This window comes from Salipaludibacillus agaradhaerens, from assembly GCF_002019735.1.
In the GTDB taxonomy this organism is placed as follows: domain Bacteria; phylum Bacillota; class Bacilli; order Bacillales; family Salisediminibacteriaceae; genus Salipaludibacillus; species Salipaludibacillus agaradhaerens.
Genome location: NZ_KV917378.1, coordinates 3,214,478 through 3,230,676, shown reverse-complemented (window position 1 = coordinate 3,230,676; position 16,199 = coordinate 3,214,478). Strand labels below are relative to the sequence as shown.

General features: G+C 40.3%; 15 protein-coding genes. 1 reads left to right on the top strand and 14 read right to left on the bottom strand.

The features are described from left to right. Position 1 precedes the first annotated feature (1 nt). The 7 genes from BK581_RS15055 to prfA all read right to left on the bottom strand — a co-directional run bounded on the left by BK581_RS15055 (position 2) and on the right by prfA (position 6,408). Positions 2–670, bottom strand: coding sequence for a low molecular weight protein arginine phosphatase (locus tag BK581_RS15055; RefSeq protein WP_078578933.1), 669 nt, complete (start codon positions 668–670; stop codon positions 2–4). A 133-nt stretch (positions 671–803) separates the two neighbouring features. Then, on the bottom strand, positions 804–1,349 hold the full coding sequence (locus tag BK581_RS15050) for a manganese efflux pump MntP (RefSeq protein WP_245829069.1): 546 nt from the start codon (positions 1,347–1,349) through the stop codon (positions 804–806). 60 nt (positions 1,350–1,409) lie between these two features. Then, positions 1,410–2,465: an L-threonylcarbamoyladenylate synthase gene (locus BK581_RS15045; RefSeq protein WP_078578932.1), complete on the bottom strand. Its 1,056-nt coding sequence runs from the start codon at positions 2,463–2,465 to the stop codon at positions 1,410–1,412. A 218-nt stretch (positions 2,466–2,683) separates the two neighbouring features. Further along, the gene (locus BK581_RS15040; protein WP_078578931.1) at positions 2,684–3,136 is read right to left on the bottom strand and encodes a GNAT family N-acetyltransferase; all 453 of its coding nucleotides are present in this window, start codon (positions 3,134–3,136) and stop codon (positions 2,684–2,686) included. 414 nt (positions 3,137–3,550) lie between these two features. Next, complete coding sequence (gene spoIIR, locus BK581_RS15035) at positions 3,551–4,213, bottom strand: stage II sporulation protein R (protein WP_095995558.1); 663 nt, start codon at positions 4,211–4,213, stop codon at positions 3,551–3,553. 233 nt (positions 4,214–4,446) lie between these two features. Further along, on the bottom strand, positions 4,447–5,337 hold the full coding sequence (prmC, locus tag BK581_RS15030) for a peptide chain release factor N(5)-glutamine methyltransferase (RefSeq protein WP_078578930.1): 891 nt from the start codon (positions 5,335–5,337) through the stop codon (positions 4,447–4,449). Positions 5,338–5,340: 3 nt separating this feature from the next. Further along, positions 5,341–6,408 (bottom strand): peptide chain release factor 1, encoded by a 1,068-nt coding sequence (gene prfA / locus BK581_RS15025; RefSeq protein WP_078578929.1) that lies wholly within the window; start codon positions 6,406–6,408, stop codon positions 5,341–5,343. A 188-nt stretch (positions 6,409–6,596) separates the two neighbouring features. On the opposite strand from prfA, the gene BK581_RS15020 reads away from it, so the two are divergent. After that, complete coding sequence (locus tag BK581_RS15020; RefSeq protein ID WP_078578928.1) at positions 6,597–7,934, top strand: FAD-dependent oxidoreductase; 1,338 nt, start codon at positions 6,597–6,599, stop codon at positions 7,932–7,934. A gap of 206 nt (positions 7,935–8,140) precedes the next feature. On the opposite strand, the gene BK581_RS15015 is transcribed toward BK581_RS15020, so the two are convergent. From BK581_RS15015 to fsa, 7 genes are all read right to left on the bottom strand, one after another. Then, positions 8,141–8,647, bottom strand: coding sequence for a hypothetical protein (locus tag BK581_RS15015; RefSeq protein WP_078578927.1), 507 nt, complete (start codon positions 8,645–8,647; stop codon positions 8,141–8,143). 349 nt (positions 8,648–8,996) lie between these two features. Further along, positions 8,997–9,620, bottom strand: a complete 624-nt coding sequence (locus tag BK581_RS15010) for a thymidine kinase (RefSeq protein WP_078578926.1) — start codon at positions 9,618–9,620, stop codon at positions 8,997–8,999. Positions 9,621–10,262: 642 nt separating this feature from the next. Next, the gene (locus tag BK581_RS15005; protein ID WP_078578925.1) at positions 10,263–10,505 is read right to left on the bottom strand and encodes a type B 50S ribosomal protein L31; all 243 of its coding nucleotides are present in this window, start codon (positions 10,503–10,505) and stop codon (positions 10,263–10,265) included. Between the two features lie 244 nt (positions 10,506–10,749). Beyond that, the gene (gene rho, locus BK581_RS15000; protein ID WP_078578924.1) at positions 10,750–12,033 is read right to left on the bottom strand and encodes a transcription termination factor Rho; all 1,284 of its coding nucleotides are present in this window, start codon (positions 12,031–12,033) and stop codon (positions 10,750–10,752) included. A gap of 372 nt (positions 12,034–12,405) precedes the next feature. Next, positions 12,406–13,371, bottom strand: coding sequence for a class II fructose-bisphosphatase (glpX, locus tag BK581_RS14995; RefSeq protein ID WP_078578923.1), 966 nt, complete (start codon positions 13,369–13,371; stop codon positions 12,406–12,408). A 277-nt stretch (positions 13,372–13,648) separates the two neighbouring features. Next, positions 13,649–14,935 (bottom strand): UDP-N-acetylglucosamine 1-carboxyvinyltransferase, encoded by a 1,287-nt coding sequence (locus tag BK581_RS14990; RefSeq protein ID WP_078578922.1) that lies wholly within the window; start codon positions 14,933–14,935, stop codon positions 13,649–13,651. Between the two features lie 551 nt (positions 14,936–15,486). Next, positions 15,487–16,134, bottom strand: a complete 648-nt coding sequence (fsa, locus tag BK581_RS14985) for a fructose-6-phosphate aldolase (protein WP_078578921.1) — start codon at positions 16,132–16,134, stop codon at positions 15,487–15,489. Positions 16,135–16,199: the final 65 nt, after the last annotated feature.

The following is a 16,199-nucleotide window of genomic DNA, read 5'->3' as shown; positions in this document are numbered from 1 at the left end:
TTTAGTCTTCCAAATCAGAGCGATCGTTCAAAATCGTCAGTAAGTCTTCAATAGCTTGTTCCATTTCTTGATAGAGCTCTTCATATGTCTCTTGTTCTCCCCCAAACGGATCTGGAAAATCAAGAGTAGGAAGGTCCCATTCAATCCTATCTATCGCTGTCTGATGAGGGTGTAATAAATCCAATAATTCCTCTTCCATTGTAGACTGGTTGTGAACCTCTTTTTCTTTATTATATTTTGCTACCTTCCCCTCATTATCAGATAAAAAAGCAGCTCGTTTTTGCTCTATTTGTGCTCGGTGTTCTGCAAGCTCTTCCATCTTTTTAACCTTATCAGGATCCGTGATAATAAATTCTTTAAGTGTAAAGATATAAGGTGAGGCTTCTGGATAAGTTCCTTGGACAATTTTTTTATGACCCTCTGTCATCGTAAGAATTACATCTGCCCAGCGAATAAGCTCAGGTGATAATGCTTTTGATTGATGACTTTCCATAATACCTCGCTTAGCTAATGCTAAACGCGTCCCTTCTGACATTGGCACATTTTCCATACCATGCACACCGGCTGATTTAGCCTGTAAATTTTCTTTGGTTTTTTTCTGCTCAAAAATAGCCTCAGCCATCGGACTTCGACATGTGTTACCTGTACAAACAAATAAAACCCTTTCCATCCTTGCCACATCCTTCTCATTTCACAGGTACTCATCCCAGATAATTTTCAAATTAAAGGGACTAAGTTCCTATGTTTATTTTATCATAATTCAGGCAAACTTCCTTCTGGATTGTTAAAACAAGTCCTACTTTTTAAAAAGGGGTTAGTATCATTTTTACCCCAAAGATTAGCAAAACAAAACCCCCAATCCACTCACCACCTGTCCCTAACCAATATCCGGCTTTCTTCCCGATCATTAAACCAAGGCCGGTGAAAAAAGCACTAGCAACCCCAAAGAAAGTGCTAATTAGCCAAGTGTTTACCCCAAGTACTCCAAGTGTAAGTCCTAATGAGAGGCTATCCATACTCACACTCATGGCAAACACCACAAGCCCTGTCCCAATTGGTGAAAATAGTGATGAAGGTTCTTTTTTAACCGAGGAAATAATCATCTGCATGCCTAAAACAATAAGGCCGCTACCGCCGATGAAAAAAGCGAGGGCCCCCATATATTCTGATAATAATCGACCGATAATAATACCCACAACTGGCATAATCATATGAAAAAAACCAACAGTCGCACTTACGAGGACAATACGTTTATATCTCATCCCTAACAAACCAATTCCAACCGAAATAGAAAAAGCATCCATACTTAAAGCCAATGCCATCAACGCGACAGTCACCAGATCAGACATTCTATCAACCCCTCGGACTAGCTACTCCAATGTATGCATGTCCAACAGAGTTTATTAACGTCAATTATCCGACTCAGTAACCATCCTTCCCCCTGCAGCTTTTTTCAACCTATTCATGATGGCACGCCCCAGTCCATGTTCAGGAAATACTTCAGAGAAAATCACATCTACCTCCCCTTCAGCAAATGTTCGCAATGCTTCATACAAATGATGAGCAATCGTAGTTAAATCATCCCGTGACCCGATCACAACTTTTTTATGAACCTTTGTAGCAAACTGATAATCATACGTAACGAGTAAACCTACTTTCAATCCTTTTTCATACGCAGCCTCTGCTGTTTTATGAAGGAACGCATCTGTCCCTTCCACTAAGGTGAGAGGCGCATGCGGTGCATAGTGCACATATTTCATCCCTGGTGAGGTCGGTGCTTCATCCTCTTTCTTTAACACAAAATCGTAAAACACATGGCCACAAACTGCTTCTAAATCTTCTTTTGTTATCCCACCTGGCCGCAAAATCGTTACTTTATCTTCAGTACATGCGACAACAGTCGATTCTAAACCTAAACCTGTCGCTCCTCCATCGATAATACCTTTAATTTTACCCTTCAAGTCTTCATTAACATGAGACGCCAAAGTTGGGCTTGGACGCCCAGAACGATTAGCACTAGGTGCTGCTAAAGGGATACCTGCCGCCTTAATTAGAGCTAAAGCTATAGGGTGATCAGGCATTCTCACAGCCACTGTAGACAATCCTGCTGTAACCCGTTTCGATAGGTTCCCATTGTGTTTAAAGACAATGGTTAACGGTCCTGGCCAAAAAGCACTCATTAATTTATCAGCTAGCGGTGGAATCTCTTTGACATAATCTTTCAGCTGAGAACGTTCTGCAATATGGACGATCAGAGGGTTATCGGCCGGTCGCCCTTTCGCCTCAAATATCCGTTCTATCGCCAAATCAGAAGTAGCATCACCTCCTAATCCATATACCGTTTCTGTTGGGAAAGCAACCACTTGTTGTGATACTAACTCATGAGCTGCCTCTACAATATGAGAGTTACTAACAAGGTTATCCACAGATGTATCCACAATCCATTGTTTTGTTAATTGTTCCATTCGTTCTGCCTCCTCATTCTCACATTATTTTGCTGCTGTTTACCGAATATGTCAATAGATTGCTTATAAATCACTTATTCAATAGTAAGCAACAACGTATTTCGCCAGACGCCATCTGTGATGATGTATATGTAACAACCAAAGGGTTATCCACAAAATTTTGTGGATAACCCTTTGGTTGTTGTTTATAACCTGTGGAACATGTGTGCATAGATAGACTACTTATCCCCAACTTCCTGTAAACAGTACACAGGATAGCCTTTCTTTAAATAATCCTTGACCTCATTGAGTTGCTTTAATTCCTTTGGAATGTCCTCTTTAGAAAGCAAAGTGAATCCGAGGCTTTCCATCATATCGCCACCCTGTTTCACGATAAAGTATACACATTGGGCACCTTTTTCTCTGGCATACTGTATTGTGGTTTCTAGCATTTTGATAAGAAAACTTCCACTTACTTGCTCAGAATCCACAACCAAACTCCTTATTAAATAAGCATTGGTTGGGATCACCTGTAGGGCAGCTGTAGCGACGATAGATTCCATTGTATCTTCTGCCAAAATGTAGGGTTCCCATCCGTTTGGCACTGTTTCGAGTGAGACACCGGCTTTACTTATAAAATGTTGAATTTTTAATACATCATCTTCTCGCGCTTCACGTATAATAAACGTCACTCTTATCCCTTCCTTTTCAAGACTTTACAGTTGTTCCTCTTAAGAGATGTAAAGTCCTTAACTGAATTTTAGTAAACGAGTCGTGAAACAAACCAAGATCGTATAAACAGATAAAACCAATCACCAAAAATCATTGGGTTTTTTCGTTCTTCTCCAACTGATTGGTAATTGACTGAATCAGGACATTAGCATCCGTTATCTCCCGCCTAAATAGATTTATCTCTTCTCTATTTTGAGCCGGATGTCTTACGGACGCTTAGCTGTGATAAAGGGTATCTCCTGTTTTGAAAAATAGTGTATTTTCAACCTAATAACCTTTATATCCCTTATACGATGACCAGCTTGTACTACGAGTCTATTCAAAAGACAGAGGAATATGATAGAAAAATGAGTGTCCGCGTTTAACTTAAATGGTCAAGTCGTCAATTTTGTCCATAAACTCTGGATGACTTCTACAAGAAAAAACGATATTTCAACATCTTCATCGGTCTCTTCCTCTTCAGCCTCATCATTCGCTTCTTCGCCTCCAGAATCTATGAAACATAGAGGCGGAAATAATACACACCACCAATTGTCACCTAGACCTTCTCCAATTTCAATATAAACCGCTTCATAATCACCCGCAGGATAAATCCTATCTCCATACTGTTTCGTCGGAAAGTCCACTTCTTTCAAATCAACAGTAAACGATGAGAAAACGTTAGCTTTAATCATTGCTTTTTTTATGACTTCTTCTATCTCTGGTAATTTTGCTTTAATTATTTCCCTAGCTTCATCCACATCACTGCTTTCTTCTGTCCACGAACGGATGTATCGATTCACCTCGTTACGTATGGTTAACTTTAATTGTTGGTCCTCTGGAGATTGACTATTCGATTTAATTCTTAATCTAATCGCTTCTTCTGGAATCTCTATCTGCACTCCGGAAGATGAAATAACATTTGCAGAAGCCGTCTCATACTGCGGATTAAAAAAATGCGCTTCCCATGATAATAAAAAAACTGTCACAATAAACGAACTATATAAGGCCACAAGTAGGCGTTTCTTCCAATCTATTAAGCTATGTCTTTGTTTCACGTTTACTCCCTCCCCTTTATACTTGCTATTCTTGGCAAGCTAATGGGTGGGTAAACCTATAATCGTTCGACATAATAGGAGGAAAATTTACAAATAAAAAGACGACCGGACTGAAGGGTCCCGGTCGCTTCATATTAAAAGACTAGAAGCCACTTTTTCCAATTAAAAAGTTAGCTCAAACATTAACGCCTGTCCACAAATCATCATTAAGCAATCTTTTTCAAAGAATAGCTTTAAGGGACAATGGCTAAGACAATTCGTTCATTTCCATTTATGTCATTAATAACTTCAATATAAGTATTTAGAGGTAGTACCTGTTGTAGTAGCTCAGTAACAGTATCTCCTTGGTTATAGCCAATTTCAAGTGCTACGATACCTGGATGAGACAGAACGCGTGGGATTTGGTTAACGAGTCGTCGATAAATATCGAGCCCGTCTTCGCCCGCAAAAAGTGCTCCTAATGGTTCATGGTCTTTCACGTTCTCTTTCATACGCGCCTTGTCGCCAATAGGTATATAAGGTGGGTTCGAGATAATAACATCTGATTTGAAACCTTTTTCTATAAAAGGAAGTAGTAAATCTCCATGTATATACGTCACTCCAGCTCCAAGATCCCGGGCGTTCCCTTTCGCCACAACGAGTGCTTCAGCACTGATATCTGAAGCAAAAACGTGACTATTTGGAAGCTCAAGGGCCATTGTAATAGCAATAATACCACTGCCTGTCCCTACATCCACAATAGTCAGTGGCTCCTCCTCATTTTTGTTAAAAAGGTGTTTGTGATTGTCTAACGTTGTCAGGAGTGTCTCTACTAATTCTTCCGTTTCCGGACGTGGGATAAGGACATGATTATTTACATGATAGTGGCGGTCATAAAATGTTTCTTTCCCGGTTATATGTTGAACAGGAATTCCTGATGCAGCACGGCGTACATCATGCTGAAATGCTGCAAAAAGGTCGGACGATAGGACCGTTTGTTGTTCTGTTAACATCCTTGTACGACTCCATCCGGTATGGTGCATCAATAGGATGTGGCCGATTGTCTCTTCGTAATTATGTTGTTGTAAAAAAGACGAAGCCCAATTGAGGGCTTCGTAAGTTTTAGTTGTCGTTGGTAGGCTCATAGGTTACTCCGCATTTTCCATCATTTGTGATTGTTCTTCCATAATGAGAGGATCAATAATCTCGTCGAGCTTCCCCTCTAAAATCTGGTCCAACTTTTGTAGGGTAAGACCAATTCGATGATCCGTTACACGGCTTTGCGGGAAGTTATAAGTACGAATTCGCTCGGAGCGATCCCCTGTACCAACAGCAGATTTACGATGTTCATCATATTCAGCTTGTGCTTCTTTTTGAAATTTATCATAAATTCTAGCCCGCAATACTTTCATAGCTTTATCTTTATTTTTAATTTGAGATTTTTCATCCTGACATGACACAACGATTCCAGTAGGCATATGAGTAAGTCTTACTGCTGACATGGTCGTATTTACACTCTGTCCTCCAGGTCCACTCGATGCAAACGTATCAACGCGGATATCTTTTTCATGGATATCTACTTCCACATCTTCTGCTTCAGCGAGAACAGCCACCGTTGCTGTTGATGTGTGAATTCTGCCACCAGATTCAGTCGATGGGACCCTTTGTACACGATGTGCCCCGTTTTCATACTTCATTCGTGAATAAGCACCTTTGCCATTTATTGTAAATATAACTTCTTTAAAGCCTCCGATGCCCGTTTCATTCGATTCAATGACATCTGTTTTCCATCCTCGGGAGTCAGCGTATCGCGTATACATGCGGAATAAATCCCCTGCAAACAAGGCAGCTTCATCTCCACCAGCCGCTCCGCGTACTTCTACAATGACATTCTTATCGTCATTCGGATCTTTTGGGAGGAGAAGTAACTTAAGCTTCTCTTCAAGTGGTGGGAGTTGGTCTTCAAGCTCTTCCACTTCCATTTTCACCATGTCACGCATCTCATCATCAAGATTTTCATGGAGCATACTTTTAGCTTCATCATACTGTGTCTTAATTTCTTTATATTGGCGGTATGTTTCCACCGTTTCTTGTATATCTGATTGCTCTTTCGAATAATCACGAAGCTTCTTCGTATCGCTTATCACATCTGGATCCATCAATAATTCATTCAGTTTTTCATAACGATCTTCTACTGCCTGAAGGCGGTCAAACACATTCTTCACCTCATTTTAAATGACTGTTTTAGTCTTTCTATAGTATAGGTTTTATGTTGCGTAAAATCAATGAGTTCTTAATCACTACTCGTTTTTCGTGTTACTAGTTGTCCATACAGAAGCCGTTTTGTTTGATTTGGCATGTTTAGTGGAAAATAATAAGCACTACTTTTAAGGAGGAACCCTTGATGAACATCGTTATTATTGGTGGTGATGCAGCAGGAATGAGTGCAGCAATGCAAATCGTTCGGGCTCAACCAAAATGGCAAATTACCGTCCTTGAAAAAGGAGCGATATATTCATATGGTCAATGTGGTCTACCTTACTATATCGGTGGTATTATAAAGAGCCATAACGACCTAATTGTAAGGGCGCGCGAAGTTTTTCAGGAAAGATACGGCATTGACGCTCGAATATATCACGAGGTTAAAGAGATTAACCATAAGAAGCAACGTGTCATAGGAACCTATTACGAGGGTCACTCAGCTAAGAATTTTTCCTTGCCGTATGATAAATTAATTGTGGCATCAGGAGCCTCACCAGTCGTGCCACCTTTTACAGGAAAGAATTTAGCTGGCATTCATGTATTAAAAACTATACCGGATGCCCAAAAAATAATCGATGAGTTAACATCAAATGTTTTGAATGTGACTGTGATTGGGGCAGGCTATATCGGACTAGAGGTGACTGAGAATTTAGTAGCTTCTGGTCGAAAAGTAACCCTTATTGATACAGCAGATCAAATCGGATCCTCTATTTACGCATCTGATATTTCAGAGAAAATAAAACAAGAAGCTATTAAAAACGGCGTCGAGGTCCTTCTATCAACTTCAGTGAGCGGTTTTGAAGGGGATGGACAAGTCGAGAGAGTGATAACAAATAATGGGCCATTGGAGACTGACATGGTTATCGTAGCAGCCGGTATAAAACCAAACACTGATTTTTTCACTAACACAGACATTCATCTTCATCAGTCTGGTGCCATTGTCGTTAATCCGTACATGGAAACAACACTTCCTCACGTCTATGCCGCTGGAGATTGTGCCACGCATTATCATCGCTTAAAACAACGAGACGACTATATTCCTCTCGGTACACATGCAAATAAACAAGGTCGGATCGCTGGTGCGAATGTGGCCGGTAACAGAAAAGCATTTAAAGGAGTGGTAGGATCTGCGATTGTCAAATTTTTTGACGTCACGATTGGGAAGACGGGACTAAATGAAAAGGAAGCAACTGAATTAGGTATTGCGTGTTGCAAGTTAAGTTACACAACAACCACTCATGCTAGTTATTATCCTGGTAATAATCAACTCTTCATTCACATGATTAAAAATCGCGATACAGACGTTCTACTCGGTGTTCAAGCCGTTGGCGCAATAGGTGTGGATAAACGTATAGACGTGGCAGCTACTGCCTTATATCACGAAATGACAACAGAAGATTTAGAAAACCTTGATTTAAGCTATGCCCCGCCATTTAACTCGCCATGGGACCCTATTCAACAAGGGGCACGAAGACTATAACCTTATGTCCAGTAGCGTTATGACATTAAAGACTGAGACCTAAAGTTAAATACTTATGTAATGGTTTATCACGGTGGTATGACTCAATGCGATTCAACATTGAGTCTCTTCACCGGGATTAACCCCTTTCAATTAATTGTAACGTTGTGTTTCCGCAATTCCGCTCCCTATTAAGGTTAAGAGAATGTGTGTCAAATACTACACGCCTATTCAAATTTATTAAGAATCACACGATACTGATAACGAGGGTTGACTTTTTTCAATTCATTCTCAATTTTATCTTTTAATCGATCTTCCTCTTCTTTCGTGTACGATTGAGGACTAGCATCATCAGGCATCACATTGACCCATGCTTGGGCTCCAACTAAAATAACCATACCAGGGACCACGCCATCCAAGTCATAAATAATATCCTCTATTAACTTCTGATCATCTTCTTCTGTTTGTCTCGGTGAGTTAAGAGAGCGATAGCTTTTCCCTGTTACATTAGCTTCTGATATTTGGTATGGCTCATGTTGCCGTTCGATAAAATCATAATTAATAGGGCCAGGACCGAACATACTTCTCGTCCAGTCCTTTTGCTGTTCCACTACTTGCTCTTGGTCATGATAGCCGGCTGCCCCTTCCTCTACTTCAGGTGGATTTGGACGATTACAACCACTTAATAATATCATTCCGACCATTATAAACATCATGATTTTCTTTGCCTTCATAAAGTTCTCTCACCCGCCTTTATTACTATGTTTACCTCTTAAAAAGAAACCCATACAGGACAGATGAGGAAATATTAGCAATACTTGTCTTTGATATACTTATCATTACCACGTATTTTCTCTAAATAGAGATTATGGCGCTTATACTTAGATTGAAGAAAGCCAGGCGGATACTTACTCCGGTAGCATCAACGCAGTCTGAAAATCCATTTTAGGCAAGCTTCGCTGAGTCAGAATAAGTTGAAGACGAGCGCCACGGAAAGCGTCCGCTTGCAATGTTGAAATCAGTAAAAACACTATATTTTCTTATCATTAAAAAAACCGCAGAACAACTCTGCGGTTACTCTCATTACTTATTCGCTGGCAATGACTGCCCTGTAACAGGTTTAATCTCAGGTTTGCCTGGTACTTCATGACAATGGCGACATCGTGGTTCATATGACTCTGAAGCCCCTACAAGAATAATGGGATCATCATAAGACGCAGGCTTTCCGTCAATAAGCCGTTGTGTACGGCTTGCTGGTGATCCGCACGATAAACATATAGCTTGGAGCTTAGTAACCGTTTCGGCAAGTGCCATCAACGTAGGTACATGTCCAAATGGCTCTCCACGAAAATCTTGGTCTAAACCCGCAACTATAACACGGATACCCTCATCCGCTAGATGTTGAATAACGCCCACAACATCCTCGTCAAAAAACTGAACTTCGTCAATGGCCACAACTTGGGTATCATTCTCTAGTTGGTGTAAAATATCAATGGATTTTCCCACTGGCCACGCATAGATTTTAGTTCCGTTATGTGAAACGACTTCCTTTTCACTGTAGCGATTATCCATTTTAGGCTTAAACACCTGAATTTTTTGTTTCCCAAAACTGGCTCGGCGCACTCGTCGAATTAACTCTTCTGATTTCCCAGAAAACATACTGCCACAAACGACTTCTAACCAGCCTTCTCTTCTAGTTAAATGCATATGTCGACTCCCCCGTCTTAAAACTCGGCCCAACAACAAAACACTTTTCGTAGAAGCCCAAAGTTTTCTTTACTTTCATCAGTCATTAGTTCCCTATAGGTAGAACACCATTAATTTAGAGCGGCTTTTCGCATAATGGATCCAAAGGTGTGTGTATCTAACTGACTCCCTAAAACCAAAAAGAAAAATGCCACTGATATGTAACATGTGACCTCTCTATTATAATTTGCCACTCTTAATTAAAACAATGACTTTTTCGAAAATAGGACAATCTCATTGTTTTTAAAAAGGTGAGAAAAATCTCTTGAATATTAATTTAATTTATACTTATTTAGAACCAACTTCATCAGACAAAATAGATCTGTAAAGAACGACTCATGCATGAATTATCTGCTACAGACGGGCATATAACCCCTTGTTTGTGCTGACAATCCAATCGTGACATTCAATCAGTACACCTTAATATAGAATTATCTGATGTTACCTGTCACTATAAAAACTGTTTATGGATAGGTATAAGAAAATAATTCAGATAGCGTATTTTATTCTTATTCATTTTCATTGTAAATGCCCCCCATGGAAAAAGGCGCATAAAAAAACAGGCAAGACAAGAGTCTGCCTGTTTTTGCCATACGGTTAAACTTACATACCGTATTTCTTTTTGAAACGATCCACACGACCACCAGCATCGGCAAACTTTTGCTTACCTGTGTAGAATGGGTGAGAATCCGAGCTTACCTCAACAGTAAGTAGCGGGTACGTGTTTCCATCTTCCCACTCAACAGTCTCTTCCGTTTGGCTAGTAGACCCCGACAAGAACATAAAGCCTGTGCTTGTATCCTTAAAAACAACTTTACGGTATTCCGGATGAATTCCTTGTTTCATGTTTTTCAACTCCTTCCGCCCTGAATCTTTCGAAACAGAGTTACGATTCCAGTCTCTCGAGACCTTATTCACACATGACGAAATTATATCAAGTGAATACAGAGAATGCAAGAGTTACTTTAAAAACGGACAAAGACAACCCGTTTCTTTGTCACGTTAAATGACATTCTCTTTTCTCTTCATCAAACGTTTGTTTAATTTATTGTAGCTTGTCCGCCTGCCACAATGAACATTTTTTATTCGTTTATACTGTCGTATTTTTGGGACGAGTACTTCCTGATTTTTCTTTTTCAAATGTATCAAAGAACTCATCATTTGTTTTCGTATTACGAACCTTTTTAAGAAAACGATCTAAGAAGTCTGGCTGGTCGTTCATTGTCTTACGAATAGCCCATAAATTTTCAATTTGGTTTTTAGGAAGGAGTAACTCTTCACGGCGAGTACTAGAACGTCGTATGTCAATAGCTGGATAAATCCGACGTTCTGCCAATTTACGGTCAAGGTGAAGCTCCATATTTCCAGTTCCCTTAAACTCTTCATAAATAACATCATCCATACGAGAGCCTGTTTCAACAAGCGCAGTGGCTAAAATTGTTAAGCTCCCGCCTTCTTCAATGTTTCTTGCCGCACCAAAGAAACGCTTGGGCCTATGGAAACTAGCAGGGTCAATGCCTCCTGACAAAGTTCGGCCACTTGGTGGAATAACGAGGTTATATGCTCGAGCAAGCCTCGTAATACTGTCCATTAGAATAACAACATCTTTTTTAGCTTCAACAAGACGCATGGCACGATCTAGTACGAGTTCCGCCACTTTAATATGGTTTTCCGGCACTTCATCAAATGTGGAGCTAACCACTTCACCTTTAACAGACCTCTCCATATCTGTCACTTCTTCTGGCCGTTCATCAATGAGTAAAACCATCAACTCAACATCTGGATGATTCTTTGCTATGCTATTAGCTACTTCTTTTAATAATAGTGTTTTACCTGCTTTAGGCGGGGCAACAATCAACCCACGCTGTCCAAACCCCACAGGAGAAATCATATCTACCACACGGGAAGCGATCATACTCGATTGATATTCTAGGGTCAGTTTTTTCTCGGGGTATAAAGGTGTTAATTGAGGGAAATGTGGTCGTTCACTCGCTTTTTCAGGATCTTCCCCATTGACTGCAGCTACTTGTAGCAAACCATAATATCGTTCATTTTCTTTTGGTTTACGGACCTTCCCAGACACCGTATCACCATTTCTTAATTGAAACCTGCGTATCTGGGAAGCAGAGATGTAAATGTCCTGAGAACTTGGCTTATACGTATTTGAACGCAGGAAACCAAAGCCTTCAGATGTGATAATCTCTAAAATGCCTTCCATGAACATCAGATCTTCATTCTCTGCTTGTTTCTTGAAAATAGCAAACATAAGTTCTTTTTTTGTAAGTTGGCTATAATATTGAACTTTATGTTCTTTAGCCAGTTCATATAATTCTTTGAGCTTCATATGCTCCATTTCTTTTAAAGTCACGCCCATGCGTTTCATCACACCTTTTCTTAATCTGTTTGTTAATGCGCGTCTATTTATCCAACCTGCAAAATGCTTTCGTTCTTTTTAAGGTTCCTGACTTCTTATTAGCCAAAAAAATTCATCGTTAAACGGTCTTTTATAAATTTAAGAGAATTTTAGTCTGGATCTTAAATGAATGAAGGGTGTTATCTAACCTGAAGCAATGAGTAGAAGTATCTTGAGGCAGGATAGAGTACTTCGTGAAATGACCTTAGGCTATCCCGTGATTACTTGCCTAAAATGTAACCTGTCACTCCACTCTTTATCTAAGCATAATTTCCCACTGAAAACAAGAGGGCGATAGTCTTTTTTCATGAGGTGAAGCTGAGACTTAACGTCTCAGCGTATGACAAGGTCTGGTTTTTTCGTTAATAAGTGCTTCCCATCTACAAATCGTACAGTTCCTGATTTGGCTCTCATAACAAGGGACTGCGTGGTCCCTTTCGCACCTTTATATTGGACACCTTTTAGTAACTCGCCATCTGTTACACCCGTTGCAGCAAAAATAGCATCATCTCCACCAACGAGATCATCCATAAACAGAACTTTATTAATATCGTTAATCCCCATCTCTAAACATCGTTTTCGCTCGTCTTCATTTTGCGGAAGGAGTTTTCCTTGAAATTCTCCCCCGAGGCATTTTAGTCCTATGGCTGCTAAGACACCTTCCGGGGCTCCACCAGAGCCAAGCAACATATCAACGCCAGTATCTTCAAAAGCTGTATTAATGGCTGCTGCCACGTCGCCATCTCCCATTAATTTTATCCTTGCCCCTGCTTCTCGGACTTCTTCGATTAAGTGCGCGTGCCTTTCTCTCCGCAAAATGGCTACCACAACGTCTTCAACATCTTTCTGTTTCGCTTTTGCTACTGCTGCTAAATTGTCCGCCACAGAAGCGTTAATATCAACTTTCCCGACCGCTTCTGGGCCCACAGCGATCTTGTCCATGTACATGTCAGGGGCATGGAGTAAGCATCCTTTATCAGCGACACCAAGAACGGCAAGGCCATTCCACTCGCCATTAGCTACAATATTTGTACCTTCAAGAGGGTCAACTGCCACATCCACACGAGGACCAAAGCCATTGCCGAGCTTTTCACCAATGTATAACATTGGCGCTTCATCCATTTCTCCTTCTCCAATAACGACAGTTCCTTTCATCGGAATCGTGTCAAAAACATCACGCATTGCTTCTGTAGCAGCCTGGTCGGCTTCTTCTTTCTTACCTTTCCCCATCCACCTAGCAGAGGCTAATGCTGCTGCTTCTGTGACTCGTACTAACTCCATTGACAAGCTTCGTTCCATCGTTGTCCTCTCCTTTTTAAATACAGTATCACTATTATATTTATGTATGAACTTTCATGAGGTCTCTTAATTAATGCCATTTTTTCATGTCTATAGTTAGGTCGTTTTATTAATAATTTCAGATTATCATAATATGCCACCTAATTTTTCACGATAGATCAGGTTAAAGAGTCATGACAATTAAACATTTCAAATCATTCATAATACAATAAGAAAAAAGGAGGAGAGCATAGCGATATCTGCAATCTCTCCTAATAATAGCTACCTACCTCTGTGACTAAGAGCTTTCGATTTCTTCTAGTTCATGAGAAGTAAGTGATTCACGCCAAATGTTAGCTCCAAGTCCTATTAATTTTTCTTCGAGAGCAGCATACCCTCGGTCAATATGATTGACACCAGTAATTTCTGTCACTCCTTCAGCCATGAGACCAGCTACAACGAGCGCAGCGCCTGCCCGTAAATCAGAAGCTCTCACTTTAGCTCCCTGTAATGGCGTCCCTCCGTTCACTAAAGCAGAACGACCTTCAACCTTAATCTTCGCCCCCATTCGACGCAGTTCATCAATATGCTTAAAACGGGCATTATAAATCGTGTCTGTTACAATGCTCGCTCCTTTAACTTTTGTAAGCAGACTTGTAAACGGCTGTTGTAAATCCGTGGCAAATCCGGGATAAACGAGGGTTTTAACATCTATCGGTGACAGTGACTTTCGATTTTCTATGTAAATGAAATCATCGCCGTCCTCTACTAAAATACCCATTTCCCTCAGTTTAGAGCTTAAAGATTCAAGATGAAGTGGAATAACATTATCTACTTTGACACCCTTTCCCATCGCCGCAGCCACAATCATATAAGTTCCAGCTTCAATCCTATCGGGAATAATGGAATGTCGACAGCCGTGAAGCTCATCTACTCCCTCAATACGAATAACATTCGTTCCAGCACCTTTAATATTAGCTCCCATATTTGACAATAGAGTAGCCACGTCAATAATCTCCGGTTCTTTTGCCGCGTTTTCGATGACTGTTTTGCCTTTGGCTTTTACTGCCGCTAGCATAATATTAATTGTTGCTCCAACACTTACCACATCAAGGTAAATACGTGCTCCTGTCAACTGTTCCGCTTGAAGATAAATAGCCCCTTGCTCGTTTGTCACTTTAGCCCCCAGAGCTTCAAACCCTTTAATATGCTGATCTATCGGCCGTGGCCCAAGGTTACATCCCCCTGGCAAGCCAATCACAGCTTTATTAAACTTGCCTAACATTGCTCCCATCATATAGTACGAAGCTCGTAACTGTTTCACCCGTCCATTTGGGAGGGGCATCGAAAACATTTTCTCGGGGTGAATGACAAGAGTATCTCCATCTAATTTGGTTGTGCCCCCAATTTCTTCAAGCAAGTACGCTAATGTTTCAACATCAGATATGTTTGGTAAATTGTCAATTGTGACTGTAGAATCAGCTAAAATTGCAGCAGGTATAAGGGCGACTGCACTATTTTTTGCTCCGCTCACTTGAACGGTCCCTTTTAATTCATGACCGCCTTCAATTAATAATTTTTCCATATTAAAACAGCTTCCCTTCCATAATGCATAATTGACTGGGCCTGGATGTGACATGAGCTATAAGTAGTTAGACATTGTGTTTAGAAGACTTCGAAGGCCCTAAACTCGTTCTAATTTATGTGCGTTTATTTGTCTTATCCATATTAGTTTAGCGTTAATAAATAGCCTGTACATAAAAAAGGATGTACTTTAAAGTTTTAACATCACTTTTTTACAAGTTATTAGCACATAAAATAGTCTTTTCACTTCTACTATACGCTATTTTCTCTTTGAACAGAAGCCCTGTGTATTATTTATAATTAAAGTCCTTATAACCAACCGTCCAACCGTACTCCAGGTAATGCATGAGGCGAAGAGACAATTGTACTTTAAATATATTTGTAAGGAAAACAGCTATAGTCATTATGATAATATCTGTCAGGTTAAATACTTTTTCTTTGAAGAAGGAAGGGGTAGCCTTTAAGTGATTTGGCTTTCAAAACGTTTGAATCTTCTCTATTAAAAAAGGAGCACCCAAAAAGTGATACTTTTGGGGCTCCTAGTCTTGTCGTTTATGATGTCGTTGTGTTTTTCCAATCAGTGAGGAATTTTTCAATTCCTTGATCTGTTAAAGGATGTTTAGCTAATTGTTTAATCACGTTAAACGGAATGGTGGCGATATGAGCCCCACGTAATGCAGACTCTGTCACATGCTGCGGGTGCCGAATTGAGGCAGCTATTATTTCCGTATCAATATTATGGAGATAAAATAGTTCTGAAATTGTCGTGATGAGATCTAATCCGTCATGCCCAATATCATCAAGGCGCCCAAGAAATGGTGACACATACGTGGCTCCCGCTCTCGCTGCGAGAAGGGCTTGATTTGCAGAAAAGATTAATGTCACGTTTGTTTTAATGTTTAGATCACTGAACGTCCGAACAGCTTTTAAACCTTCTAATGTCATCGGTACTTTCACCGTGATATTGGGTGCAATTGCCGCTAATTCCTTCCCTTCTTCAATCATTCCCGCCGCATCTTCAGCAATGACTTCTGCACTGACAGAACCATTGACAAGCTTCGTTATCTCTCGTAATCTCTCATGGAAATCAACGCCTTCTTTAGCCACGAGAGACGGGTTAGTCGTAACACCTGCTAATATCCCCAGTGAGTGCGCTTCTTTTATTTCTTCCAAATTAGCTGTATCAATGAAAAATTTCACCGTTCCACCCCTCCAGCAGTCATAATGTTAACGCTTACTCGTTGTATTTAAAAAACACCAGCCGA

What these genes read in the sequence shown, in the direction of transcription:
- BK581_RS15055 (WP_078578933.1), bottom strand. Translation starts at nt 670, where the DNA reads ATGGAAAGGGTTTTATTTGTTTGTACAGGTAACACATGTCGAAGTCCG.
- BK581_RS15050 (WP_245829069.1), bottom strand. Translation starts at nt 1,349, where the DNA reads ATGTCTGATCTGGTGACTGTCGCGTTGATGGCATTGGCTTTAAGTATG.
- BK581_RS15045 (WP_078578932.1), bottom strand. Translation starts at nt 2,465, where the DNA reads ATGGAACAATTAACAAAACAATGGATTGTGGATACATCTGTGGATAAC.
- prmC (WP_078578930.1), bottom strand. Translation starts at nt 5,337, where the DNA reads ATGAGCCTACCAACGACAACTAAAACTTACGAAGCCCTCAATTGGGCT.
- BK581_RS15020 (WP_078578928.1), top strand. Translation starts at nt 6,597, where the DNA reads ATGAACATCGTTATTATTGGTGGTGATGCAGCAGGAATGAGTGCAGCA.
- BK581_RS15015 (WP_078578927.1), bottom strand. Translation starts at nt 8,647, where the DNA reads ATGAAGGCAAAGAAAATCATGATGTTTATAATGGTCGGAATGATATTA.
- BK581_RS15010 (WP_078578926.1), bottom strand. Translation starts at nt 9,620, where the DNA reads ATGCATTTAACTAGAAGAGAAGGCTGGTTAGAAGTCGTTTGTGGCAGT.
- BK581_RS15005 (WP_078578925.1), bottom strand. Translation starts at nt 10,505, where the DNA reads ATGAAACAAGGAATTCATCCGGAATACCGTAAAGTTGTTTTTAAGGAT.
- rho (WP_078578924.1), bottom strand. Translation starts at nt 12,033, where the DNA reads ATGGGCGTGACTTTAAAAGAAATGGAGCATATGAAGCTCAAAGAATTA.
- glpX (WP_078578923.1), bottom strand. Translation starts at nt 13,371, where the DNA reads ATGGAACGAAGCTTGTCAATGGAGTTAGTACGAGTCACAGAAGCAGCA.
- BK581_RS14990 (WP_078578922.1), bottom strand. Translation starts at nt 14,935, where the DNA reads ATGGAAAAATTATTAATTGAAGGCGGTCATGAATTAAAAGGGACCGTT.